This window comes from Glaciecola sp. MF2-115 (assembly GCF_047250385.1).
Taxonomy (GTDB): Bacteria; Pseudomonadota; Gammaproteobacteria; order Enterobacterales; family Alteromonadaceae; genus Glaciecola.
Map to the genome: position 1 here is coordinate 84,508 of NZ_JBLBVM010000046.1, position 26,132 is coordinate 110,639.

23 protein-coding genes are annotated in these 26,132 nt (G+C 41.7%); 9 read left to right on the plus strand and 14 right to left on the minus strand.

Annotation, left to right across the window (positions count from 1 at the left end; translation table 11 throughout):
- Nucleotides 1-33: 33 nt before the first annotated feature.
- The gene (locus tag ACKLNX_RS06885; protein WP_412971767.1) at nt 34-306 is read right to left on the minus strand and encodes a hypothetical protein; all 273 of its coding nucleotides are present in this window, start codon (nt 304-306) and stop codon (nt 34-36) included.
- Nucleotides 307-580: 274 nt separating this feature from the next.
- Here ACKLNX_RS06885 and ACKLNX_RS06890 point away from each other — a divergent pair, with 274 nt between their 5' ends.
- Nucleotides 581-3,844 carry a VPS10 domain-containing protein gene (locus tag ACKLNX_RS06890; RefSeq protein ID WP_412971768.1) on the plus strand — a complete coding sequence of 1,088 codons (3,264 nt, stop codon included), beginning with the start codon at nt 581-583 and terminating at the stop codon, nt 3,842-3,844.
- A gap of 204 nt (nt 3,845-4,048) precedes the next feature.
- Here ACKLNX_RS06890 and katG read toward each other — a convergent pair whose 3' ends face one another.
- From katG to folM, 6 genes are all read right to left on the minus strand, one after another.
- Nucleotides 4,049-6,316 (minus strand): catalase/peroxidase HPI, encoded by a 2,268-nt coding sequence (katG, locus tag ACKLNX_RS06895; RefSeq protein WP_412971769.1) that lies wholly within the window; start codon nt 6,314-6,316, stop codon nt 4,049-4,051.
- A 310-nt stretch (nt 6,317-6,626) separates the two neighbouring features.
- The gene (locus ACKLNX_RS06900; protein ID WP_411694532.1) at nt 6,627-6,863 is read right to left on the minus strand and encodes a hypothetical protein; all 237 of its coding nucleotides are present in this window, start codon (nt 6,861-6,863) and stop codon (nt 6,627-6,629) included.
- A 180-nt stretch (nt 6,864-7,043) separates the two neighbouring features.
- Nucleotides 7,044-7,949 carry a carbon-nitrogen hydrolase gene (locus ACKLNX_RS06905; RefSeq protein ID WP_412971770.1) on the minus strand — a complete coding sequence of 302 codons (906 nt, stop codon included), beginning with the start codon at nt 7,947-7,949 and terminating at the stop codon, nt 7,044-7,046.
- On the minus strand, nt 7,946-9,013 hold the full coding sequence (locus ACKLNX_RS06910; protein ID WP_412971771.1) for an agmatine deiminase family protein: 1,068 nt from the start codon (nt 9,011-9,013) through the stop codon (nt 7,946-7,948). Before ACKLNX_RS06910 ends, ACKLNX_RS06905 begins: the two co-directional genes overlap by 4 nt.
- A gap of 58 nt (nt 9,014-9,071) precedes the next feature.
- On the minus strand, nt 9,072-11,183 hold the full coding sequence (locus tag ACKLNX_RS06915; RefSeq protein ID WP_412971772.1) for a TonB-dependent receptor: 2,112 nt from the start codon (nt 11,181-11,183) through the stop codon (nt 9,072-9,074).
- Between the two features lie 137 nt (nt 11,184-11,320).
- The gene (gene folM, locus ACKLNX_RS06920; protein WP_412971773.1) at nt 11,321-12,028 is read right to left on the minus strand and encodes a dihydromonapterin reductase; all 708 of its coding nucleotides are present in this window, start codon (nt 12,026-12,028) and stop codon (nt 11,321-11,323) included.
- A gap of 193 nt (nt 12,029-12,221) precedes the next feature.
- On the opposite strand from folM, the gene folE reads away from it, so the two are divergent.
- Nucleotides 12,222-12,908 carry a GTP cyclohydrolase I FolE gene (gene folE, locus ACKLNX_RS06925; RefSeq protein WP_411694537.1) on the plus strand — a complete coding sequence of 229 codons (687 nt, stop codon included), beginning with the start codon at nt 12,222-12,224 and terminating at the stop codon, nt 12,906-12,908.
- A gap of 110 nt (nt 12,909-13,018) precedes the next feature.
- On the opposite strand, the gene ACKLNX_RS06930 is transcribed toward folE, so the two are convergent.
- The 3 genes from ACKLNX_RS06930 to ACKLNX_RS06940 form a co-directional block, all read right to left on the minus strand.
- Complete coding sequence (locus ACKLNX_RS06930) at nt 13,019-14,290, minus strand: M24 family metallopeptidase (RefSeq protein ID WP_412971795.1); 1,272 nt, start codon at nt 14,288-14,290, stop codon at nt 13,019-13,021.
- A 219-nt stretch (nt 14,291-14,509) separates the two neighbouring features.
- Nucleotides 14,510-16,594, minus strand: a complete 2,085-nt coding sequence (locus ACKLNX_RS06935) for an alpha-amylase family glycosyl hydrolase (protein ID WP_412971774.1) — start codon at nt 16,592-16,594, stop codon at nt 14,510-14,512.
- Between the two features lie 51 nt (nt 16,595-16,645).
- Nucleotides 16,646-17,617: an aldo/keto reductase gene (locus tag ACKLNX_RS06940; RefSeq protein ID WP_412971775.1), complete on the minus strand. Its 972-nt coding sequence runs from the start codon at nt 17,615-17,617 to the stop codon at nt 16,646-16,648.
- A 340-nt stretch (nt 17,618-17,957) separates the two neighbouring features.
- Between ACKLNX_RS06940 and ACKLNX_RS06945 the strand changes: the two genes are divergently transcribed.
- The gene (locus ACKLNX_RS06945) at nt 17,958-18,464 is read left to right on the plus strand and encodes a DinB family protein (protein ID WP_411694540.1); all 507 of its coding nucleotides are present in this window, start codon (nt 17,958-17,960) and stop codon (nt 18,462-18,464) included.
- 77 nt (nt 18,465-18,541) lie between these two features.
- Nucleotides 18,542-19,105 carry a PhnA domain-containing protein gene (locus tag ACKLNX_RS06950; protein WP_412971776.1) on the plus strand — a complete coding sequence of 188 codons (564 nt, stop codon included), beginning with the start codon at nt 18,542-18,544 and terminating at the stop codon, nt 19,103-19,105.
- A 159-nt stretch (nt 19,106-19,264) separates the two neighbouring features.
- On the opposite strand, the gene ACKLNX_RS06955 is transcribed toward ACKLNX_RS06950, so the two are convergent.
- Nucleotides 19,265-19,711 carry a cupin domain-containing protein gene (locus ACKLNX_RS06955; RefSeq protein ID WP_412971777.1) on the minus strand — a complete coding sequence of 149 codons (447 nt, stop codon included), beginning with the start codon at nt 19,709-19,711 and terminating at the stop codon, nt 19,265-19,267.
- Between the two features lie 90 nt (nt 19,712-19,801).
- Between ACKLNX_RS06955 and ACKLNX_RS06960 the strand changes: the two genes are divergently transcribed.
- Complete coding sequence (locus tag ACKLNX_RS06960; RefSeq protein ID WP_412971778.1) at nt 19,802-20,374, plus strand: TetR/AcrR family transcriptional regulator; 573 nt, start codon at nt 19,802-19,804, stop codon at nt 20,372-20,374.
- 80 nt (nt 20,375-20,454) lie between these two features.
- On the opposite strand, the gene ACKLNX_RS06965 is transcribed toward ACKLNX_RS06960, so the two are convergent.
- The gene (locus ACKLNX_RS06965) at nt 20,455-21,201 is read right to left on the minus strand and encodes a TrmH family RNA methyltransferase (protein ID WP_412971779.1); all 747 of its coding nucleotides are present in this window, start codon (nt 21,199-21,201) and stop codon (nt 20,455-20,457) included.
- Between the two features lie 271 nt (nt 21,202-21,472).
- Between ACKLNX_RS06965 and rlmE the strand changes: the two genes are divergently transcribed.
- Entirely contained in the window at nt 21,473-22,093 is a 621-nt protein-coding gene (gene rlmE / locus ACKLNX_RS06970; protein WP_411694547.1) for a 23S rRNA (uridine(2552)-2'-O)-methyltransferase RlmE, read from the plus strand.
- On the opposite strand, the gene fdxA is transcribed toward rlmE, so the two are convergent.
- Complete coding sequence (gene fdxA / locus ACKLNX_RS06975) at nt 22,090-22,413, minus strand: ferredoxin FdxA (protein ID WP_411694548.1); 324 nt, start codon at nt 22,411-22,413, stop codon at nt 22,090-22,092. The two genes, rlmE and fdxA, sit on opposite strands and share 4 nt — an antisense overlap.
- Before the next feature lie 328 nt (nt 22,414-22,741).
- Complete coding sequence (locus tag ACKLNX_RS06980; protein ID WP_412971780.1) at nt 22,742-22,972, minus strand: hypothetical protein; 231 nt, start codon at nt 22,970-22,972, stop codon at nt 22,742-22,744.
- Between the two features lie 466 nt (nt 22,973-23,438).
- Here ACKLNX_RS06980 and ACKLNX_RS06985 point away from each other — a divergent pair, with 466 nt between their 5' ends.
- The 3 genes from ACKLNX_RS06985 (at nt 23,439) to ACKLNX_RS06995 (ending at nt 26,089) form a co-directional block, all read left to right on the plus strand.
- Nucleotides 23,439-23,960: a hypothetical protein gene (locus ACKLNX_RS06985; RefSeq protein ID WP_412971781.1), complete on the plus strand. Its 522-nt coding sequence runs from the start codon at nt 23,439-23,441 to the stop codon at nt 23,958-23,960.
- Between the two features lie 201 nt (nt 23,961-24,161).
- Nucleotides 24,162-25,208, plus strand: coding sequence for an NAD(P)-dependent alcohol dehydrogenase (locus ACKLNX_RS06990; protein WP_412971782.1), 1,047 nt, complete (start codon nt 24,162-24,164; stop codon nt 25,206-25,208).
- A 311-nt stretch (nt 25,209-25,519) separates the two neighbouring features.
- Nucleotides 25,520-26,089 carry a hypothetical protein gene (locus ACKLNX_RS06995; protein ID WP_412971783.1) on the plus strand — a complete coding sequence of 190 codons (570 nt, stop codon included), beginning with the start codon at nt 25,520-25,522 and terminating at the stop codon, nt 26,087-26,089.
- The last annotated feature ends 43 nt before the right edge of the window (nt 26,090-26,132 follow it).

A 26,132-nucleotide genomic window follows, 5' to 3' on the forward strand; every position in this document is an offset into this window, starting at 1 on the left:
TGCGTAAGCTCAGGGACGAGTATGACTTTTAAGCTAAATAAGACTCAACCAAACTAAGGTAAACAAACCCATCACCAACACACCAACAGCCATTCTTCTACCAATATTTGCAGATGATTTGGTAAGCACTGTGTACAAATACCCAAAAAAGGAAAACAGTACTCCCGCGACAATAAAATCACCCAAACCCCAATTGACTTCAGCTGTGAATTGCATCGCAACTAAGGGCAGTAATAAAAGACAAAGTGTTGTAAAAAATACAACGTAAAAACTTTGTTTGGAAATCATAAAACGATGCATGTTCATATATCACCTAATAATCATCATGGATTTTTCTAGTATTATTCATCTTAGAATTAAGATGGGTTTTCTTCATTATAGACCTGCAGAGCTGAATCTTACAAATACGCAACCTAGCTTAAGTCACAATATTTGTGTTTGCTTTAATTCTGGCTAACAAATCTAATTCGAAGTTACGCAAAATGTCAAAAAACATGCTATAAATTACTGTTCTTACTACAAAATAATAATGAAGTATCGACCTTTAATTTGATTTATCGAAAAGTGACTGGAGATAAATATGAAACTGATTACCGCCGTCCTATTACTGGCAGCGCTTGTATCCTCGCCTCTACAGGCAGCAAAAAAAGACAAAAACGAACTAATGAGCGATGAGCTATTTTCCGGAATGAAGCTACGGAATATAGGGCCTGCGTATATGTCGGGGCGCATTGCAGATATTGAACTGGATCCAAATGATCCCTCTACTTGGTACGTTGCGGTTGGTTCAGGCGGGGTTTGGAAAACCGAAAATGGTGGTATCACTTGGAAGCCAATATTCGATTCACAAGCAGTGTATTCAACAGGTGACGTAACGATAGATCCAAGCAACTCGAACATTATTTGGGTAGGCACGGGTGAAAATAATGGTGGACGTCATTTGAGCTTTGGTGATGGTGTTTATCGCTCACTCGATGGCGGGCAAACTTGGAAAAATATGGGACTGAAAGAATCTGAGCATATATCCGATATTATCGTTCATCCAACAGATTCAAATACAGTCTGGGTTTCTTCGCAGGGCCCTCTTTGGTCCAAAGGTGGCCAACGCGGTTTGTTCAAAACGATAGATGGCGGTGAAACTTGGGAAAATGTTTTAAAGACAGATGAATGGACTGGTGTTACTTCGTTAGTCATTGACCCCAGAAACCCAGACAAGCTTTATGCCGCTACTTGGCAAAGACAAAGAACACTAGCAGCCTACGTTGGAACGGGCCCTGGTTCAGCTATTCACGCCTCTGACGACGGTGGCAAAACTTGGCGGAAATTAAGCGAAGGCTTACCTAAAACGGACATGGGTAAAATTGGTTTGGCAATTTCTCAGATAAACCCTGATGTAGTTTATGCAGCCATTGAGCTTAATCAGCGTAAAGGAGGATTATTTCGCTCTGACAACCAAGGTGCTAGCTGGACTAAAATGTCGGACGAAGTTGGCGGAGGAACAGGTCCGCATTACTATCAAGAAATATTCGCCGACCCACATCGTTTCGACCGCATTTATATGGCTAGCAACTATACCAAGTACAGTGATGATGGCGGCAAAACATGGACGCCAATTAATGTGAAGTACAAACATGTTGATGATCATGCCATTGCATTTCACCCTAGCGATAAAGACTTTCTGCTGGTGGGCAGTGATGGTGGCATTTATGAAACCCAAGATGGTATGCAGAAGTGGCGTTTTCTTTCGAACATGCCTATTACTCAATTCTACAAAATTGCGGTAGATGACAGCGAACCTTTCTACTACGTATATGGTGGTACACAGGATAATTCTTCGCAAGGCGGTCCTTCACGCACTACCAAAGTCCACGGCATCAAAAACAACGATTGGTTCTTGATCCTCGATTGGGATGGTCATCAACCTGCGACTGAACCAGGTAACCCTGATATCGTTTATGGTCAACGCCAACAAGGTAATTTAGCGCGTTATCACCGTAAAACAGGTGAGTATGTTTCTATTCAACCGCAATCGAAAGCAGGTGAGCCGGGCGAGCGATATAACTGGGATGCACCTATCTTGGTGTCTAGTCACGATCCTAAACGTTTGTACCACGCTTCTCATCGCGTTTGGCGCTCGGATGATAGAGGCAATAGCTGGCAGGTCATTTCTGGTGATTTAACCAAGAATGAAAACCGAATGCATATGCCGGTTATGGATCGCACATGGTCAGTTGATTCTGGCTTTGATTTATTGGCAATGTCGAATTTCAATACCATCGCTAACATTGCAGAGTCGCCACTGGATGAAAATATTCTTTATGCGGGCACGGATGACGGTCTTATTCAAGTGACATCCAATGGTGGTAAAGATTGGAAGGCTTATGAAATTGACGATATAAGAGGCATCCCAGAAACAGCCTATATAAATGATATTCGCGCCGATTTATTTGATAAAGACACGGTATATGCGGCCTTAGATAATCATAAATACGGTGACTATAAGCCGTATTTAATTAAGAGCACTAATCGCGGAAAAACATGGAAGTCGATAGCCTCAAATTTACCAGACAAACATTTGGTATGGCGCATTGTTCAGGATCATGTGAATAAAGACTTGTTGTTCATCGGTACTGAGTTTGGTTTATTTTTCACTGTGGATGGTGGTAAATCGTGGACAGAACTAAACGGCGGCGTGCCTACGATAGCGTTCCGTGACGTGAAGATTCAGCGCAGAGAAAATGATTTGGTCGCGGGTAGCTTCGGGCGTGGTATCTACATACTCGATGATTACTCTCCACTGCGTAAAATAAACAAAGAAAGCTTGAAGGAAGAAGCACTACTATTCACTTCTCGTGACGCGCTTTGGTACATTCCTGAAACTATGCATACCGATTCACATGGCGACTTTGAATATCAAGCAAAAAATCCTGAATTTGGCGCTACCTTCACTTACTACCTACGCGATGGCTTCAAGTCTTTAAAAGAGCAAAGGGAAGAGAAAGAAAAGAAACTGCTAGAAGATGGTAAATTTCCGCTATACCCAGCATGGGATGATGTTGAGACGGAGCTGCGAGAAGCAGAGCCAAGCGTCTATTTGATTATCAAAAATGCGCAAGGCGACATAGTACGTAAAGTCGCAGCCAAAGCGGAAAAAGGCCTTCATCGAGTGACTTGGGATTTACGTTTCCCTTCAGCAAATGCGCTTGGAACTTACCCTAGCTTTTTTGGTGATGTGGGGCCGTTAGTTGCACCGGGCACTTATTCAGCAAGTTTGCACTCTACTGTTAATAGTCAAACTAGGGACCTGACCGAAGCTGTTACTTTTGTGGTTAAACCTCTGCATAAAGAAACCGTTGCTGGTGGTGTATCTCCCTTAGAGCGTTCAAGCATGTTGCTCAAAGTGGAAGATCTTAGACGCAAAGTATCAATGGCAGGCAGTCAAATTGAGGACTTAAATGCGCAGTTGAAATCTTTTAGAGTGGCTTTAGATCGCTCATCGGCAGTGACTAGCGAAATGGAAACTCGTTATCATAAACTACGCGACGCTGTCCTTTCTGCTCAAGAGTTGCTTTACGGTCAAAGCTCCAGAAGCGGAATGGGAACCTCGCCAAGCACTATAGCTAGTCGTTTGTTTATGATTGAGTTCGCTAGGGCAAATACTTGGGGCTTAACATCTACTCAGAAAGAACAGATGGTAATAGTACAAGATGCACTTGGTATTTTGCAGCCACAGTTGGATAATTTGCTTCTAACAGAATTCCCGGCATTTAAGCAGTCATTGCTAGAAGCAGGTGCTCCTTGGATGCCAATGGGCTTGATGGAGTCGGTTGATGACGCAGGTTAGTTAGTATCCATAAAAAAATCGCCTGTGAGGGGTATCTCACAGGCGATTTCATCTCAGTTTGCTGTATCGCAACACATTATTTCAACAGACATTATCTCAACAGACATTATTTCAACAGACATTATGTCACAGATTAGTTTGGCACAGACTCTCTGACACAGTTTACATTGTCACATGTTGCTCTGTTACAAGTTAAAGTATTACTTACCGATCAGCGTTCATGACTTTAACCCAAGCACTTACGAAGTCATTCACAAACTTCTCCTTCGATGTATCGAAAGCATATACTTCCGCTACAGCGCGCAGTTCAGAGTTTGAACCAAAGATAAGGTCAACTGACGTTGCCGTCCACTTTGTTTTACCTGTCTTGCGGTCATTGCCTTCGTACACGCCTTCTTCAGCAGACTTTTTCCAAACTGTTGACATGTCCAACAGGTTAACAAAGAAGTCATTGCTCAAAGTGCCAGGCTTAGTCGTTAGTACGCCATGTTTTGCACCTTTGTAATTGGCATCTAAAGCGCGCAAACCACCTACTAATACTGTCATTTCTGGTACAGAGAGGTTTAGTTGGTCTGCTTTATCGACTAGCATTTCCGTTGGTGATTTATAGCTACTCGAAACATCAAAATAGTTTCTAAAACCATCTGCGTTAAGCTCTAGGAGTGAAAACGAATTTACATCCGTTTGCTCTTGCGTTGCATCACCTCTACCTGCCGTGAAAGGAACATCAACTTTGTAGCCAGCATCTTGCGCTGCTTTTTCAATTGCTACGGCGCCACCAAGTACGATTAAATCGGCCAATGAGACTTTACCGCTGCCTAACCAAGAGTCATTTGCGTCGTTCTGAATGTCCTTCAAGACTTTCATCACCTTCGCCACTTCTGCAGGGTTGTTTACAGCCCAATCCTTTTGCGGAGCTAGAGCAAGGCGTGCACCATTTGCACCACCGCGCATATCCGACTCACGATAGCTTGCTGCAGACGCCCAAGCAGTTCTGACCAATTCAGACACACTAAGTCCAGAATTGAGTATTTCGCCTTTGAGTTTTACAAGGTCATTCGCATTAATTGTCGACTCAGTATCTTTCGAAATAGGGTCCTGCCAAATTTTAATATCTTCAGGCACTTCATTCCCTAAGAAGTTTCTTCTTGGGCCCATGTCTCTGTGAGTTAGTTTGTACCAAGCCTTAGCAAAGGCTAGCTGATACTCTTTAGGGTCTGCCAAAAAGCGTTCAGCGATTTTTCTGTACTTAGGGTCGAATTTCAAAGCCAAATCAGCAGTCGTCATCACTGGTGGGTTAAACTTGCCTTTCACATGCGCATCCGGCACAGCTTTATGAAGAGACTCATCAGTTGGTATCCACTGAATTGCCCCCGCAGGGCTGCGTGTTTGCTTCCACTCGAAATTAAGTAAGTTGCTAAGATACAAGGAAGTCCAGCGTGTTGGAGCTTGGGTCCACGCACCTTCTAGGCCGCTCGTTACTGTATCCTCTGAATGGCCTTTGCCACACTTGTTTTTCCAGCCTAGGCCTTGCTCTTCAGTACCTGCTGCAGCAGGTTCAGCACCTAGACAATCTTTTGGCTTGTGGGCACCGTGCATCTTTCCAAAGGTATGGCCGCCAGCTATCAAAGCAAGCGTCTCTTCATCGTTCATTGCCATGCGTTCAAATGCAACCCGTATGTTTTTCGCCGAGCCTAGAGGATCAGGAACACCTTTTGGACCTTCGGGATTCACATAAATTAAGCCCATATGAGTTGCACCAAGTGGACGTTGTAACTTGCCTTCACGATCTTCTCGATCACTTGCGAGCATCTCAATTTCGGGACCCCAATAGATTAAATCTGGCTCCCAATCATCAGCGCGACCGCCTGCAAAACCATAGGTGTCGAAACCCATGTTTTCAAGTGCCACATTGCCTGCGAGTACCATGAGATCAGACCAAGAAAGTGCTTCACCATATTTCATCTTAATTGGCCAAAGCAGCCTGCGGGCTTTATCTAAGTTGCCGTTGTCTGGCCAGCTATTTAATGGTTCAAATCGTTGTTGACCGCCGCCTGCACCACCGCGCCCGTCGAGAGTTCGGTAAGTTCCAGCACTGTGCCATGTCATACGAATAAAGAAAGGGCCATAGTTACCAAAATCAGCGGGCCACCAATCTTGTGATGTTGTTAGGAGTTTATCGATATCTTTTTTAGCTGCTGCTAAATCTAACTTCTTGAAGGCTTCTGCGTAATTGAAGTCTGCCCCATAAGGGTTTGAACGAGCATCATGATCGCGCAGTGGAGACAAGTTTAGCTGTTCCGGCCACCAAAACTGGTTTGTTTTAGCTTGATTTGGCACGGCCATACCTGTTCCAACAGCCCCTTTAGGTTTGCTAATTTCAGGTGTCTCTGCAGTAACAATACCTGACATTAATAGCATACTTACTATGCTAGCAATGCGAGTTGCCGTAAAAAATGTGGTTCTTTTCATTTCCTATATCCTTAAATAACTCAATGAATAAATTGCGAACGGCATAGGCAGCTAGGCAAGAATTTTATTTGCAAGACTATACAGGTTCGCCATCAATACGAATTTAATAAGTTCTTCGTGTTGGTTTAAAAAGTATAGGCTCAGAATTAGGAAAATGGGTGTTAATTAAAACGATTGATGTAATCGAAAAAGTTATTTGATGATATTTGGCTTATAGATTTCGGAAGAATATGGTGCCGCTTTCATGAAAGCGGCACCATAATACAAAGAGTTTTTTGGTAGCAGAGATAATTTACCTCAGCAAACAAACTTAAGGATAATAAGATCTAAATCTTGCAGCACTAATGATTGACCACAAGTGAGCGATTGCACCAACGGGCCACATAAAGATTAGTATGACGGTAGCTGACAAAGCATAGCAACCAGCCGCGACAACAAAGAAAGCTAAAGCAGCTAAAATTCTACCTTGTACTAACTGACCTAAACCGGGAATAAAAAACGAGCAAATTGCTGCAATTACGTTTCCACCTGAACCTTGTCCTGACATAAATAATCTCCTATTTGCTTTGTGCTGATGCTGTTAACAATTTAATGAAGTTGCTAGAAATAACATATTAGAAATAGCGGCACTAAACAAGTTAATCGAACAACTAGATTGTTAGCAGTTGTTACACGAGCCTTCAAAAATGCAATGTTTGAGGGCTATCAAGCTCAGCGCTGCAACGTGCTAGTCACGCCAACGCTTGGTTAAATCAGCATAGGCATCTATTCTTCGGTCTCTAAAATAAGGCCAAATTCGCTTAACGTTTTCTGTACGCTGCATATCAAGTTCAACGCTAAGGACCTGTTCTTCAGTGCTATTTGCCTGAGCAAGTATCTCGCCTTGAGGACCGGCAATAAAGCTATGCCCCCAAAATTGTATACCTGGGTCGCCAGCAATAGGTGATGGTTCAAAGCCAACTCTATTCGCCACAATAACAGGCACTGAGTTTGCGACAGCATGAGAACGTTGAATGGTTTGCCATGCATCTTGTTGGCGCTGTTGTTCATCGGCTGTATCGCTTTTGTCCCAGCCAATTGCTGTTGGATAGAACAGAATATCAGCACCAGCCATAGCCATTAAACGTGCGGCTTCTGGATACCATTGATCCCAGCAAACTAAAACTCCAAGCTTGCCAACACTTGTTTGAATTGGCTCAAAGCCCATATCCCCTGGGGTGAAGTAGAATTTTTCATAAAAACCTGGGTCGTCAGGAATATGCATCTTACGGTATTTACCTGCAATCTCAGCGCTGCGATCGAATACAACGGCTGTGTTGTGATACAAACCAGACCCACGCTTTTCAAATAATGAGGTGACTAATACGATGTTAAGTGATGCTGCCAATTCACCAAAGTAAGCAGTGGCTTCGCCTGGGATTGGTTCAGCTAAATCGAAAGCGTCAACATCTTCCTCTTGGCAAAAATAAAGCGTGCTATGTAGTTCTTGTAATAATATGCATTCACAACCTTCAGCTGCGAGTTCCTTTACTCTTTCTGCACTTTTAGCCCAGTTTTCAAGTTTATTGTTCGATGCGACTGATTGTTGCACGACACCAACTTTTAGCGTCGAGACTTTAGGATTTTTGCTCATAATACATACACTCCACTTTGGGCTTGTTCGATAATTTCAGACTTTAAGGTATTGAATGGCACTTGCATTGTAATGCAATGCAAACTACCAAATTGCTGAACTAAAGGGGCACAGTTAATAGCCACTATTTTGTGGTTAGGAAACGCCCTTTGGATGACTTCAAGAGCTTCAGCATCTTCGTCTTGTTGATAAACAGGGAACAATATCGACTTATTACATATTAAAAAATTTGCATAAGAAGCCGGCAAGCGCTCACTGTCGGTGTTGACCATGTTAGGTAATGGTAACTCATAAATAGCATGGGTCGGAAACGCTTTTTGGCACTCCATTCTCAACTTGAATAAACCTTCAAAATGACTGTCGGCAGGGCGGTTGTAAGCACCTTGCACAACCAGACCATGCAAAGGAGTAAAGCGCACTAATGTGTCTATATGCCCATCGGTGTCATCACCTTCAAGGTGGCCGTTTGCAAACACACTAACATCTGTGGCTCCTAGCTTTTTCTGGAAAAGGCTTACATACTCATCTTCTTTGATATCACCGTTTCGTAGCGGGTTAAATAAGCACGAGTGAGTTGAAATTAGATGTTGGTTTTGGTCAATCTCAATAGCGCCGCCTTCCAAAATGGTATCGCTATATTGCATTTCTTGTTGGCACAACTTTGCTAATACTTGTTCGTTTATTTTATTATCTTTCGATGCATCAAACTTTTGTCCCCAGCCATTGAAGCGAAAACTCACAGGCACATTTCCCTTCGCAGATTCGCAGGTAAGAAACGCATAATCTCTTGCCCAGGTATCATTGTAATCGCAAGTGACACACAACATTTTGGCACGATAAGGCACGAGGCTTTTGATTAAGCCTAATTCTTGTTCCCGACAAAGAAGAATAACCACAGCGCCCGCGTCATTAATTGCATTGATTAGGCTCACATAAGTGAGTTGTACTTCATCTAACCAAGGCTTCCAGTCAGTATCTGGGTTTGGCCAAGCGAGTATAACTGCCTCTTGCTCTGCCCATTCAGGCAGCAGCGTAAGGGCCGGAGTCGAGTTTGTTGAAGACATATTTGGCTGGTTTCCTAAGCAAAACTAGCATCTATTAATAAAGTGTGGATTATAGCGATTATTGCGCCCATTGCCACGTTGCTGTTAAGAAAATTCGACGTGGTTGCCCAACAAAATACCGATAGTTACCAAAGCCGAAATCCGCGCGTTCAGCATAATCCTCATTTAATATGTTGAAGATATTCATATTAAGTTTTAAACGCTTTGAATAATCATATCTGAAACTCAGGTCCCATAGGCTATGGCCTGAATATTCTGCGGTATTTTCAGGGTTTACAAAGTAATTTCCTAAACGTTGAAATGACAATTCGGCTAACACGGATGAGTTTATTTTCCATGCTAATTGCATCGTTCCCATAAATTCAGGCGCGGTGTCGATTTCATTGCCTTTAATGCTAGTGCGAGAAAGTGTTAAGTCATTGGTGTATTCATGCTTTGCATAACTCAGATTAGTACTAAGCGAAATCTGATTGTTTAGCTTGTACAAACCGCTTAACTCAATACCTTTATGGCGGGTTTCACCGTTCGATACATTTTGCCTATCACTATCTTGAAAGATGAAGTTTGATTTTTCTTGCATGAATACGGCGGCATTCAGGTTTATCGCATCTGTGTATAAATGCCACCCTAATTCGATAGCATCCATTCTTTCTTCATCAAGTTCACTAATCACCTGCTCGTTTTGTAGGCGAAATAACTCAGTTGCTTGAGGTGCTCTAAAACCCTGACTAATTTTTGCGTAAACGGACTGCTCATTAGTGGTTGCATACAGTGCAGAAAGAGTAGGGGAGAATACGGTGAAGTTAACATTCTGATCCGCAGGGCGCGTGAACCTGCAGTTTTCAACTGTTGAGGCGCAGGCATTGCCATCGCTGAGTAAGTTGTCGTAATCGTAAGCAATGTATTCAAGGCGGCCGCCAGCGCTAAGTTGAAGCGCTCCTGATTGCCATTGCATCTGTGAATACGCACCAATTTGAGTGGCATTAACATCATAATCGTAGTGAGTTCCTGCAGGGATACTCGGTGAGAAATCCTGTGCTTGGGTTTCTCTTAAATTTGCTCGAGTGAAATCGGTATCTAAACCACTAGTGAAGGTGAAATCGCCATTAACAATGCGATGCTGAGCTTGCAAACCTAAGCTCGTCGCACTGTTTTCTTCTAATGCTTTCCAAGGCAAATAGTGTTGTAAGAAAGCCATTTCATTCCAACGCAAGTAAGGAGTGATGGTAATTGCACCAGACTCAGTGTCGCGACTAAATGAAGAATAGGCACGTAATGATTTTGCATCTCTAAAAGCCTCAGGGTTTGGATTTGAGCGACGAATTTCTGGGTCTTTATATACTTCAAAGCCTTGCACAAACCCCGCAGTTTCTTGATTCAAGTTTGCTAAATCTAATACGGTTTTATTATTCCACGCATTGCCATTATGTTGGTAGATTGCCGTTAATTTTTGTTGGTCATAGCCGCTTTGCGATTGGTAGCCATTGTTCTGAGTGACATTTGTGAACAAAGCAAAGGCCGAATCACCTTGTTGTGAGCGTAATCCAAGACTTGTCTTCACATGATCATCACGCCCAATACGCAGGCCAGCATAATTATTTTTGTTAGCGCTTGCGTTAGAATTTGTGTTAGCGCTTGCGTTAGAAAATGCATCGAGTGTTCTAATATTAATAACGCCGTGAACTGCATTGCTTCCGTACAGTGTGCTTGCAGGGCCTCGCAATACTTCGATACTTTCAGCTTGTTCTGAATTGGCATCAAACAATTGGTTGGTGTTGCAAAAGCCAGGTGCGCGCAAAGAAATCCCATCTAGCGCCATGAAGAATGCGCCACACGCGCCAGCACCGGTTAAAACTGGGGAACGAATTGCACTTAAGTGTTCTTGTCCGTTACCGCGGCTAATCCAAGTACCGGAAATCCGAGCTAAAGCCTGATTGATATGCTGGTGGTCAATGAGGTCGAGAGTACTACGATCAACTGCATCGACCGCTGCTGCCGTGTAAAGAATAGTTGATTGTGCTCTGTTGGCGGTAACAACAATGCGCTCTATTTGGCTATTCGAGCCTGATTTTGGGCTGACGTTTTCTTTATCTTGCGCTTGAGAAGCAGTCGCGTTCTGACTGAGTAGGATGCCTGCAAATGTGAATAAAATGAAGCGCGATACAAACATTGTCTTCTTAAAATGTTTATTGCTTTCATTCATAAAAATAGGTGATTTAGAGCTTAGGTCTTGACGACAGTAAAAATGCATTATGATCCTGTAAATTAATTATGTAACTAGTCAAAATGGAAGCGAAGAGGGAGGCCTTACTTCAAGTGCCGCCCGCCATCTAAGTGGAGCGTTTGTCCGGTCATATATTCGCTACTCAATAAGTAATTGACTGCTTTCACAGCCTCTTGTGGACCCGGACAAATTTCTAACAATGATTTCTTGAGAGCTTTAGCGCGGTATGCCGGGGAATCGTGATCGTTGAACATTACTAATGCTGGGGCAATGCTATTTACTTTAACCTTGGGAGCTAACAAAGCACTGAACGACAGCGTAAGGTTATGCAGTGCTGCTTTACTAGCCGCATAAGCAATGTGCTTTTTACTGCCTTTGAGTTGCACAAAGTCAGTCATGTGAATGATATCGCTGACTACATTATTCGAAGACAACATGTTTTGAAATGCCAGATTTAGCTGATATGGAGCATTAGCATGTACTTGCATCATTTTTTGAAACAACAGATTGTAATCATTAGCATCTGCTTCCTGATCCCAATCTGAGGCGTTGTGGATGACAGCTCGCAGGTGTTTGGTATAACTTTTCACATCAGATATCAGTGATGAGATACCTTCTTGAGTCGCAAAATCGGCCTGAATTGTAACTGCACCTAAGGCTTTTAATTCATCAACTGCTGGCTTTTTCGTTCGGTATGTTATAATCACTTTATGCTGCTGAGCTAATAAGTCTTTTGCGATTGCCAAGCCAAGGCGTTGGGCGCCACCTGTAATAAGTATGGGTGAAGTCATGAAAGAGCCTAATCCTTGTTATTTGTTGGGTTACTAGGTCAGTAAAACGTTGTTAAGAGCATATACGTTGCGTTTCTTAAATTCGAACAAAAAAAGTAATATTGTGAAAAATTTAAGAGTTAGCGTTATAAAAGTAAACCTTTATGACAATTCAGCACGTATATGAATTTATATAATTACACCGGAAGACCAAATGTTAGCACATGAAGCTATAAAAATTCGCGAAGCCGCTGAGCCTAAAATCTCAGCTGAAGCGACTATTGTCCGACGAGCATTGGAAGCCAAAGGCCTTGAAACGCCTATGGTCGAAAACGCATTAAGCAACGAAGAAAAACGAATTAAAATTCAGGCAGCGATGCGTGAGGTTATGGAGACTCTTGGGCTTGATTTGCAAGATGACAGTCTGCAAGACACGCCTCAACGTATTGCAAAAATGTATGTGAATGAGATTTTCTCTGGTTTAGATTACCGAGCATTTCCGAAAATCACTCAAATTGAAAACAAGATGAAAATCGACCAGCCTGTGCAGGTGACTGACATCAGTTTAACTAGCACCTGCGAGCATCATTTTGTCACAATTGATGGCACAGCGACGGTTTCGTATATTCCGAAAAATACCGTTCTTGGCTTGTCTAAGATCAATCGTTTAGTAGGATTCTTTGCACAACGCCCGCAGGTTCAAGAGCGTTTGACCCAGCAAGTAATGGTGGCTATTCAGGCCTTAACAGGTACTGACGATGTTGCAGTAAGTATTAATGCGACGCATTATTGTGTGAAGGCTCGAGGCATTCGTGATAGCCAATCTTACACAAAAACGAGTTCACTCGGTGGAGCGTTTAGCAACAATCCAGATTTGCGAAGAGAGTTTTACCAGCTTTGATTTTACGAGCTTTAAACTCAGAAGATTAAAAATTTAGAAACCCCAAGTTGAATAAGCTTGGGGTTTTGTTTTTTCTGGCGTTTATTTTTATGCCTACTTCACTAAATGACCTATTTAACTAAATGAAATGAAGTTTGCCTGCCATCCATATATGTCACAGCCTTACCATCGAAGAAGGCATTTTCCTCAAGCATAATGCGTATTTCTTTGCCCCATTGCTCAATAAATGTCGCTGCATTGAGTTCAATCGAGTAAGCAGTATTGGCGTGCAATGGATAGTCTCCTTGAATCGGAACACCACCCTGTGAGTCCCACATTCCCAAAGTTGTGCCTGCCGCGTGACCATGATAACCAAGTGGATGGGTATAAATAGAAGGTTTAATCCCTTCGCTGATAGCTTGAGAACGGGCCTGTTTTAGTATTTCATTGCCTGTTTTGCCAAGTGCAAACAAGTCCGTGAATATATCTTGAAGCCGGTTAGCATTTTTTAAGGCAACTTTTAAATATTCGGGCGCATCAGTTTCACTTTCATTTAACACATAAGCATGTTGTTGCTGATCGGTATTCAAACGTAAGTAGGTAATGCCAAAGTCCATATGCAACAAATCACCACGCTGAATGACCTGAGGCGCGGCACGTTTGCTGAATGCTTGAATGTGATTAAACTTCTCTGCACTAGCGCGTTGAATACTAACGCTGGGGTGAAACCAGTTGGTAAGCGCTAACGAACGACTCTTATCTCGTAGCCACCACACGAGATCATCTGTAGTGGTAACGCCAGGTTTAATGAAACCACTCGTATACGCTTCTTTTATTATGGCATGGCCTATTTGAACAATACTTGGGTACAATTCCATTTCAAGTTGAGTGCGAGTTTCTAACCACGCAATAGCGAGCTTTTCAGATGAAACGATGCGCTCACTTAGCTCGCCTCCCAACTTTTCAGTAAACGCTATATATTCAGTTGCGGTAATACCATCGGCTAGGGCAAAGTGTTCTGATTTATTAATAGCAATTTTTTTCGGATTCACTTGTTTGATTAAATCTACTAGGCGTTGCCATTGATTCGGCTCTTTTTCTTTATCCCATGCCTTTTTAAATAAGGTATCGACTTGGTATCTTGCAACAGCATAGCGCTCCAAGGCTTGCCCGTTTCCTGGGTCAACAATTAATAAAATAGTGCGACGACGAGCGGAAAGCCAGGTTGAGGGCAGCATGGTTTTCAGTACTGGATCTTCGTTGTATTCACGCGATATTAACAACCACATGTCAATGCCTTCTCTGCGCATTAATTCTGGAAGAGTGTTGTTAAGTTTGTCGTTGAGTAATTTATCTATGGTTTCAGAACGTTCGCGCATAGGCATGATTTGCTGATAAATCATCTCAGAACTTGCAAATGTAGAACTTGCAAATAAAGACTTTGATTCTGAATGCAGGGATTTACTTGCTACTGAAGGCGCCAAACACAAGGCGAGAACGGGAGCTAAGACTGCATAACGGGCGATGTTATGCAGTCTGTTTTTTACAAACAAACCTAAAGAGAGCGTATTCATTAATATCCTTTAACTAACAATCTTAGAAAGAATAGGCTCTCATTTTACTTACTTTAATGCAAAGCGTTTGCTCATTTGATTATCTGAACCGTCACGAACCACTATTTTCACTTCCGTCATACCAGCAATGCTCTCAGGTTTGACAATGGCTCTATAGGGTTGTGTATTGTCTGTTGCTACAAATGTTTCTGTGCCTTCTTTATCAAGCAAATAGAAATCAACTTCAGTAAATTGCAGCGCTTTCTGTTCACCAAATACTAAATTAACTGGAATAAACAATCGCTGATTATCGGTATACATGCCAGGCATTTTGATGTCATATATCTCACTGCCTTCGTGAGCTTCATCAGCTTTTAAAAGAGCAAAGCTCAAGGGCGCTAAGTTAATGTTCAACTCGCCTTGTTGCACCGTTGCCTTATTGCCGACTATGCTTGAATAGCTCGATGAATCTGCTTTGATGGATACCTTTTGTTCCTTGGTACTCATATTGAAAACGGCTAAATGCTCAATTTTTTCTACGGCGTCTATACGAGAAAACGCGACAATTCTTTTGTCATTATCTATAAATCGGTTTTGATGAACGCCGGTTCTTAAGGCTTTGTGCGATTTACGTAGTGTCGCGAATTTTTGTAATGCTTGGTAAATAGGATGTGTTTGATCGAAGTTACTGTCTGCAGTCGTTTTTCGAGTACCGATGAGCGCATTATCGTTATATACATCAACCAATGATGGATCCATGTTTTCTCTTGCATCTACATCACCGCCGTCACCAGTGAACCCTTGTTCATCACCATAATAAACAACAGGTATACCGCGAGACATATACATAAAGGCATGGCCCAATATGCTGCGTTTAAGCTTTTCAGATTCTGAAATATTTTCAAAACCTTGGTTAATAAAAAAGCCAACTCGACCAGCGTCATGATTGCCTAAAAAATTCATAAGTAGTTCGGGTGAAGAATCGGCATCTCGATAATAGTCATCATTGTCGAATAAATGGCCGAGTCTATTTACGTCTTTATTGTGAAATAAACTGTCCTTCACATTAAAGTGAAAGCTGAAATCGAGCACAGAAGGTAAATTGCCTTCTGTCGTAAACGTACTCAATACTGCAGGGTTACCATCGTAAACTTCGCCGAAAATGTGAAAGTTTGGAATGCCTGAACTTTTTGCATGGGCTACAATGTCTGGCCCAAAACTTTGCCAGAAACTCAAATCGACATGTTTTACGGTATCAATTCTAAAACCATCCGGTTTGAATTCGTTAATGATGTTTTTAAATATTTCAGTCATCCCTTTTAGCACTTCAGGATCGGAGGTATTTAAATCATCTAAACCCGCAAAGTCACCTTTTATAACACTTTCGCCCTGCCAAAAACTATCGCCTTGATTGTTATAATACTTGGGGTCATTTAACCATGCAGGAAACTTGACTGCTTTTTCTGAATCCAATAAGAATGGAGTGTAGGTATCGCCTTGAGCTAGTTGCTCCGTACTTTTGAATTTGCAGCCAGGTTGTTCTTTTATGAAAGAGCCATCAGGTTTGTGACACTCTTTATATTTGATAACGTCAGCAGTGTGGTTAGTAATGATATCGAAAAACACTTTAATACCGCGTGCATGTGCAGCATCAATTAAACTTCGTAAATCTTCATTAGTACCGAAATGTGGATCAATTTCAGTGAAATCGATAACCCAGTAGCCATGGTGACCAAAACCGTCAGGTTGAACGGCACGATTGCGCAAAAGCGGCGTCATCCAAATTGCAGTAACGCCCATTTCTTGAATGTAATCGAGCTTTGCCTCGACACCTTGCATATCACCGCCATGGAATGCCCATTTAGATGTCTTATCAAGACCGCCAAATGAAATAGGACGATTCGGATCACCTTCATCATTCTCAGGATTTCCATTATGAAAACGGTCAGGCATGACAAAGTAAAATATGTCGTCTTTCACATCTCGTGTTAAATAATCGGTATTCTCAACTTTTTTACTTATTTGAGACTCTTTGCTATCAAGCTTTTCTTCGCTTGACGACTGTTGCTGAGAACATGCGCCTAAGGAGAATATGACGGCACTCAACATAAGTGTTCTTGCGATTCGATTATTTGCCATGATGTTACTTGTCATGCTGCGTATTCTCATATCAATGTCTCTTCCATATTGGTGTTGTTATTATTGCTAAGGAACTTGTTTTCCACGCGCTGTTTCAAACAGTAAATACCAATCATCGCGTGATAAGTTTACTTTATGAGCTTGTGAACATTCTGCAATTCTATTGAGGTTTGTTGTGCCAATAACGGGCTGAATATTAATTGGATGCTTTAGCAGCCAAGCCAACAAAATTGCGTTTGGATTACTGGAATATCGATTGGCTAACTGGCCAATTAGTTTTGTAGTTGCTAGTTCAGCTAAACTTGGGTTTTCGCTAGGGTTGCCGGTATAAATACCCTGAGCCAAGGGAGACCAAGCTTGCAGTTGCATGTTTTGCTGTTCGCAAAATTCGAGTGTGCCGCGAGGGAACCCGCTTTGGCAACCATCTTTCATGTTAGTTGTAATGGTTTCTTCAACAAAGTCTGCATGTTGTAGGCTCATCTGCAATTGATTCGCAATAATAGGAACAGAGATAGCCGATTGTAACCAAGCAATTTGACCAGCATGCATGTTAGACACGGCCAAGTGCGAAAACTTACCTTGTTTATGCAGTCTCTCAAGCGCCTCAGCCGTATCATCTAAATCCATCAAAGGGTCGGGGCGATGCAAAAACAAGATATCAACGTTCTCAGATTGCAGACGTTTCAGGCTTTGATTCAGTGCCTTGGTAATCCACTCTGGCGACAAGTCATATTGTTTAACTTCATGAGCAGGTGTTAATTTAATGCCAACTTTGGTCTGTACAAGCATATTTTTGCGCAATGACGGCGTTGCTTTTAGTACTTTCCCGAATACTTCCTCGGCTTTTCCAAAGGTATATATGTCGGCTAAATCAAATACATTTATCTTGTTTGCTAAGCAGGTTTCGATAACTTCTTGAGCTTGTGCTACGTGCTTATCAGTCACCGGAGCATCGCTCCAGCTGCCACCTAAACCCATGCAACCATAAACGAGTTGGCTTGCTTGAGGGTAATAGTCATGAATAGGAAGTTCGGTCATTTTTGAATCTCTGCAATTAGTGAAATAAATGTAACAGTAAACAGTCTACGCGTTTTAATGAATACGTATGCGAAAGCATGATTATTACTTATTGAATTGTGAATACAACGCAAATCTTTGCAATATTCATGATAATTGTAATGTAATTGAAATAATTTATAGTAGTCTAGGGTCTACAATAAAGCAGCCCAGAATAAAAAACTCATGAATGAGTAAAACTGAATGTGACTAGGTTGAGCGGTATAGTGTTGTTTACGCTTAATTGAACAAGCCAGTCATAGCAAGCTGCATACACAAGTTACATGCAATAAGTACAAGAATTAAAAGTGAAAGGGACAACATGTCAAACAGTTACATCGATGTAGTAGAACAAGCCATAAGCTTACTGGATGACATTAGTCTAGCCGATTACCAAGAAGTGTTAAGCCCGCACTTTTCAAGCAGCGTTGGTGCTCATATTCGTCATATTGTTGACCATTTTACTGCCCTGAAAGATTCATTTAGCTCCGGCGAAGTTAACTACAACAAAAGAACGAGACACAGTGAAATTGAGAAATCTCCAGAGTCTGCGCTTGAAGCTTGCCAAGATATCAACAAGTGGCTCCACGATATTTGCAGCAATCAACTTCTAAATCAAAACGTAAAAGTCACTTCAGAAATTGATATTAGTCATACTAAATCGGTTGAATGCGAATCGACCCTAGAAAGGGAGTTAGTATTTGTTGCCAGTCACGCGATTCATCATTATGCCTTAGTGCGAATTATCCGAAATATGCAAGGCAAAGCGCTACCTGAGTTCTTTGGTTTCGCGCCGGCGACGATTACTCACCTAACCCGCTCTGCATAGAATCTATTAAATCCACATTATTTTTGTGTGTTTGCGTGTTATTATGCGCGCAAATATTCTCAACTTACCTTTAATTTATGTCTATCGAAAATACGCTCCGTAGCCGCAGTGATAATAAATGCGAGCTTTGCTCAAGTACTGAAAATCTGATTGCCTATCCACTGCCACATTCTCCGGATGAAACTGCAAACTGTGCCGTGCTGCTTTGCTCTACCTGTTCCGACCAAATTCAAGGTGCTACTGAGTTTGAACTTAAACATTGGCGCTGTTTAAACGATGCAATGTGGTCTACCGTGCCAGCTGTACAAGTATTAGCTTACAGGCTTCTGCACAAATGTAACGCAGAGGCTTGGGCTCAAGACGCTTTAGACATGCTGTATATGGATGACGAAATTAAAGCATGGGCAGATGCTGGTGTGGCTGATGATCGTGAACCAACACTAGATGTAAATGGTGTCGCCTTGGCAGCGGGGGATTCGGTAACCATTATTAAAGATCTCGATGTGAAAGGCGCAAACTTTACAGCGAAACGAGGAACACCTGTTCGCAATATCGGATTAAGTGAAAATCCTTTGCATATTGAAGGCAAAGTAAATGGCCAGCGTATTGTGATTATTGCAGCTTATACCAAAAAGAATTAGTCATCGTCTTTAACGCCAAGTCTTATTTTCATGTCACTTTTTCAATTATTAGAAAACGACCTAATGCTGAGCTACAGTTTGGGTCGTTTTAATAAACGTCACGAATCCCACTAAATTAAATACTTTTCATTTTCTGCAATCAGAGATAATTATCACTTATCAATTTTGCAAAAAAGTAACTTGATGGCGCTCACCAATACCAGGCATTTTATGTAAATCATCTGGAATTGTTTGCACAGTGTCATTTATCTCTTGGAAGAATTTATGCGAATGACTAGGCGATTCAAAAGCAATCATCAAGCCCTCCTCATCCGATAAACCAGTAAACGAATGCTCAGTGTTTGCAGGTACTAAAGCATAGTCCCCAGTTTTAAGGTGATGACGTTGTTTGTTTATGCATAGCTCTACTTCACCTTTCAGTATGTAAAATGCCTCGTCCCATGGATGCTTATGGGGAGGAGCGCCTGTGTTTTTAGGAACGGTATTTAGCATGCTAGAATAGCGACCTTGCGAATTCTCGGCTGTGCACAGAAACTTAATTTGCATACCTAGAACATTGAACCATTCGCCATCGGATGAATGGGATATGATTGCTTCGGTTGTCATAATTAATATCCTTTTATTTGTGAGTAGGACTAGATAAAAGATAGGATATGACTTAGCATAAGTCAAGTTGACATGAGGTGTGACAAATTAATGAGTGCATTACTTGATAAAAAAGCAGATTTCACAATGAATTTGCTGTTAGATTCGGCCAGTGAACTTGTGCAAACTATGGAGGTTGGCGAAGTAAGCTTTAAGAAGGTTGCAGAACAAGCTGAGATTTCACAGCGAACAATGTTTCGGTACTTCAGAACGCGCGAACTTTTTCTAGATGCATTAACCGAAAAGCTATATCGTGAATTAGACTTACCCGATGTACCAGAGGATGTGAATTTACTTCCCATTTATATTGAACAGCTTTATAAAAAACTCGATGCTCAGCCGCAGAAGGTCATGGTCTTACTTAGTGGCGATTTGTTCCCGAGGGTGCTAAAAACGACCGCGAAGCAGCGACTCTTGTCGCTTAAAAAGCTACTTTCTAAGGCGTATCCTGCAGCTAATGATGAACTTATTACCAAGACGGCTGCCAATTTGCGTTACGTGATGAGTGCTAGCAGTTGGCGATACTATCGAATGCACTTCGAATTTGACTTGGACGCCTCTATTGACTGCGCTAAGATGCTGATAACACAAGCGCTGCGCTATTTGAATGAGAAAAGTGCTTAATACTTTAATGGCGTAAATCTTTGTTCTTGTCCAATGACCGAATTGCTTATTGTAGGAGCATCGAATAGTTGACTTAGAACTTAGTTAACAGATAACTGGTACACACACATATTCACTGCGCTGGCCAAGTTGAGTGAGTCAATCGCGCCACTTCCCGCTATTGTAAAAGCATCTGCATTAAACTTAGATAAGGCTTTACGCGGCACGCCACGCGCCTCATTTCCAAATAAGTAGCATTCATATTCAGAGAATTTAGCGGAATTAACGGCATTGCCTTGCATGTCCAAATAGGCAAAAGTGTTAAAACGTTTTTGCAAATCTTCCAATGCTACATCTAGCTCAATCGGTACATGGAAAATAGCCCCCATACTTGCTCGAACAACCTTAGGGTTAAATGGGTCAACGCTGTTAGCGCTTAGCAATAACTTAAAATTTCCAAACCAAGCTAAGGTTCTTAAGATAGTACCTAAATTACCCGGGTCTTGAACTTCGTGTAGGTAGATGCAGCGCTCGCCTTTGTTTGTTGGTTTTTGCTGACTAGCTAAATCAGGTAAGGGCACTCGTGCTATGATGCCCTGAGGTGTTTTAGTATCACTTATTTGGGACATTTGTTTTCTGTTAATAGTGACGACTTGCAAACCTGCAGGTAATTGGCGAGACCAATCTTCATACTCATCGCTGATATAGATTGTGATGCCTTCTAGGCTTGATTGTGCATCTGCCGCTTTCACTAACTCAAGTATTAGATGTTCACCTTCAACAAGATAAAAACCAAATTGCGAACGATATTTCTTTTGATGAAGCTTTTTTACATCATCTAGTTTCATTCTAAAGCGCCTTTTAGTCCTTGCTTGCTGCACCTATTGCACAAGGTGAATAATTTAATATGGCTCATGTTTTTCCTTGTCGATGTTAATAGCTTGCAGGTTTTTAGACTTGGTTAATTGTAGCGCTTTGCTGAATTCAAGTCAGGAAAAAGGCGGCATTAATATCAAATTGATAATAAAAAAATGAATTAAAGCCCTCAGGAATTTGCAAATCTATCATGCGAGCTTACAATATGGGCCGAATTAGCGTTATGAATAGCAGACTCAATCTATGGCTCGATCAAAAACTAGTAAAAATTGGCTGGACGAACATGTCAACGACCCTTATGTGAAGAAGGCACAAGTTGACGGTTATCGCTCTCGTGCTAGTTATAAACTTATCGAAATAAATGAGAAGGATAAGTTGTTTCGCCCAGGAAATGTGGTCATGGATTTAGGTTCGGCCCCAGGTGGTTGGTCACAAATTGTTGTTCCACTTATTGGTGACTCTGGTCGTGTCATTGCCTCAGATATTCTGCCTATGGACGGAATCGTTGGCGTTACCTTCATCCAAGGCGACTTCACTGAAGAATCTGTTTATCATGAAATACTTGAAACGCTTGATGGCAATAAAGCTGATGTTGTTGTATCCGATATGTCGCCTAACTTAAGCGGCGTAAATACGACCGATCAATATTCTTCGATATACCTTGTGGAATTAGCCTTAGATATGGCTCGAAATGTTCTCAAACCCGGTGGTAGCTTTTGCGCGAAAGTTTTCCAAGGAGTGGGTTATGAGGAATATGTGAAAGACGTGCGTACATCATTCAGCAAAGTGCTAGTGCGCAAACCAGCAGCTTCTCGCCCACGCTCGCGTGAAGTGTATATTGTAGCTAAAGGCTTTAAGGGCTAGCGCTCAAGAAGCGGTAGTTTATTTTCGACGCCATTCCATTTATCTGCATCTTCGGGTGCAGGTATCACTTCAGTGATATTTGGCCATTTCTGGCATAAATCGGCATTAATTTCGATGAATTCGATTTGGTCGGGTGGTAATTCAGTATCTTGAAAAATAGCATCAGCAGGGCACTCGGGTGCACACAGATCACAGTCAATACAAATGTCAGGGTCAATGACTAAAAAATTGGGGCCCTCAAAAAACGCTTCGACTGGGCAAACCGCAACACAATCAGTATATTTGCATTTGATACAATTGTCGGTAACTACAAATGTCATTTCTGGCTAACTAGTTCTAAATACAAGGTGCTCACAAGTTTAAAGTAGCTTGCTTAAAACACAAGTTTATTTAAATTTTTGGCTGTTTGTTATCTGCATATGCTTCCTTATTTTAGGCTTTCGCCCGCCTGTAATTAAAGGCTTTTGGTAAAGGTGACATACTTTTCAACATCGAGTTTTTTTTCCAGCCCGTCACTGTTCATATAGCGAATTTTTCCAAATATCTCCCTTTCTGTCCAAGCTCGATCGTGAAGCCCAAATATCCAAGCAACATTCGTGTATGAGTTAGGATCACTGCCGTCAAGAAAGTATTTATTGTTGAGATAAATTAGAGTGCGAAATGCGTATTCTGGAGTATTGCACCACTCCAGCACTTTTTTCCCCAGTACATGCGCATATGGTTATGCATATAACCAGTTTTCACCATTTCATTTTGAGCGGCATTCCAATATTCATCATGGCTTTCAGCATCTTCGAGTTGCTGACGTGTATAGCGATGCTTGCGTGTATCGTCTTTATGATCGTCAAGTGTTTCAATCGCCCAATCTGGAATACTCATTAAGTGCCTTGATTCGTTCCTGTTCTATTCTCATTGAGTGCTCTCTTTGCTTAAAGGTTTGCTGTGCTGGTCTGGACGAAAAATGACTAACGATCCGTTCTTTCATTGGTAACGTTAACTTGGCCCTGATAGATAAGAATTATTACGTTCATCTCGGTGTTATAGATTACCCATTTGGCTCGAAGCGGAAACTGAATTCGCTGTTCTTACTTTTTTAATTTATTAATGCTCATGTCCTAGAGTGCATTGGAAACTGCATATACATCGTAAAGATAAAGTTTTACGGATCTTATTCGTTTAGTTGGATCAGTATAGTTAATCTTTGTTGAGTCATTTCACGTAGGAAATCAATATACAACTAGGCAAGTATGCAAATACTTAGATAAGTGACTTAGTAACGCTTTTTTCAATATGGGAAATACCTATTGATACTTAAAAGCCACAACTAACAAATAAAAGGATTGTTATGAACATCGGAAAACAGAAACTTTATTTTATCTTCAAAGATACAGACGAAGCATCAAGCGCGGTTGCATTGCTGGAAGAAGAACTTGGTGGAACTGAACATATTGGTGTTATCTGTGAAGATGCCAACCTCCAATTGGAAAATCTCCCCCAGGCCTCTATCGATGAACGCTCGGATTTAGCAAATGCGCTCAAACGAGGGGCTTCTATCGGTGGAGTCGCTGGCGCTTTGGCGGGACTGACGGCAATAGCGTTTCCTCCTTCAGGTGTCGTTCTTGGTGGCGCTGCTTTACTTGGTCTTTCTGTTGCGGGGTCAACCTTTGGTGCCTGGGCAGCATCGCTTATAGGAGTGAGCGAAGATCACCCGCTTGTTGAAGAATTTCAGACCCGGTTATCAAAAGGAGAGGCTATTGTCTTAGTGGATGTGGACGATGAGGCCGTGAAAAGTACGCTTGAAAGAGTTAGTAGCATGTTTAACCTTTTGGGAGAAACTGCGGGGAAGGTGTCTGAGGCTACGCAATAAAATAGCATTGGACCTCGCATGGCCTTAATATAGGCTTAACTTGGGCATTTACCCAAACTTCATCTTCTCTTTCTGCTAAATTAAAGTGGGCGGACAAGGGATAGTCAGTTCAAGACACTCTTTGTGTCTTGAACTGACTATTGATCAAAAGCTTCAATCGTTTAGTACAAATATCTATTGCCAAAAAATCAAGGAGACGCAATGTCAAACGTATCAGCATACGCAGCGCAATCGAACGACGGAAAGATGCAGCCCTTTTCTATCGAAAGACGTGACGTTCAAGCAAACGATGTGCAAATGGAAATCTTATTTTGCGGAGTATGTCATAGCGACTTGCACGCGGTAAAAAATGATTGGGGCAACTCTACTTATCCCTTAGTTCCGGGCCACGAGATAATCGGGAAAGTAACCAAAGTGGGCAGTGATGTCACAAAATTTAAAGAAGGTGATACAGTTGGCGTTGGTTGTTTGGTTGATTCATGTCTGAGCTGTGAAGCTTGTAACGATAATTTAGAGCAACATTGTTTTGAACAAGCAACAATGACCTACAATAGCAAAAGCGATGATCCAGGCGGCGTAACTTACGGTGGTTATTCCAAAAATATTGTGGTGCGTGAAGAGTTTGTTCTCAAGGTCCCCGAAAGTATAGACAAAGCTGGCGCTGCGCCACTTCTTTGTGCTGGGATCACGACGTATTCTCCTTTGCATCAATACGGCGTAACAGAAGGTATGACCGTTGGTATTATTGGTCTTGGCGGCTTAGGCCACATGGGTATTAAGTTCGCTTCTGCGATGGGTGCTCATACCGTGATGATCACAACTTCTGAAAAAAAAGCAAAAGATGCTAAAGAGCTCGGTGCAGATGATGTTCTGATTTCGAGCGACAAAGACAACATGAAACAATGGGCCGGTAAATTCGACTTTTTGCTAAACACGATACCAGTAGGGCACGACATTAACCCCTACATAAAGTTGCTGAAACACAACAGTACAATGTGTTTAGTCGGTGCAATTGAGCCCTTGGATAAAGTAAACGGTGCGCTGTTGATAAGCGGCAGAAAAGCAGTCGCGGGCTCTTTAATCGGGGGCTTGAAAGAAACCCAAGAAATGCTCGACTTCTGCGGAGAGCATAATGTCGTTTCAACCATTGAAAAAATTAAGATAGATGAGATAAACGAAGCGTTCGATCGTATGCAGGACAATGATGTGCGTTATCGTTTTGTGATTGATATGGCGTCACTTGATTAATAGAGTCGATACTGATTAGGACTTTAACGTTTCTTTAATCCCTTAGAGGTAAGTTGGCGCTGTAAATTGAATAAACCAGTTTTATAAATCAGACAAAATAGCTTTTGTTATTGTCAGAAAACTTTACAGTGTTGCAGTATTAAGCGGCTGCGCTTTTCTATCGTTATGACTTTTATAGATATTATGTAGTGGCTTAATTAATGCATAACTTAGTTTGTATTTAAATCTTTAGTTTAGTCAACTTCCCTTCGGTTCGAGTAGTTTCTTGAAAGGTTAGATGAGACTTTGCGCATAATATAAAAGGAAGGGCAATGAAATTTTATTCGATTAAATGTTTTTTTATAGCGTTGTTATTAACAACAAGCAATTTGGCAAATGCAGGGTTAATTATCGATATTTTTGAATCCGGCAACGACATTATTCTACTCGGCAGTGGCTCTTTCAATACCTCTGGGTCGTCTGTGGTTGGCTCGTCAAGTTTTTCTGGCGGGTTTATTACGGGAGGCAGTGTAGCCTCGGTGGGAAGTGGAACCTGGGATGCCTATAATGGGATCATAAGCAGTGATGGATTATTTGGCACTGGGACGAGCTTTGCTCCAGGATCTGCTTTTACAGGAAGTGTTTTTGGTATTGACCTCCTACAACAAAACGGTTTGGTATTTTTACCTACTAATTATTTCAGTGGCACTGCGCTCAGCGGCTCTACAACTATTACTGGACAAAGCTTCTTAAGTCTTGGCCTAGTTACTGGTTCCTACACTTATTCAACTTCAACTGACAGCGTCACTATCAACATTCAAAAAGTATCTTCACCGTCAATGCTTGCGTTTTTTGTTATTACATTAGGTATATTCCTTTTAAGAACTATACGTAAAGATTGACGCTCTCTTGCCCTCAGAACATAACTAATGAGCATGACCAAAC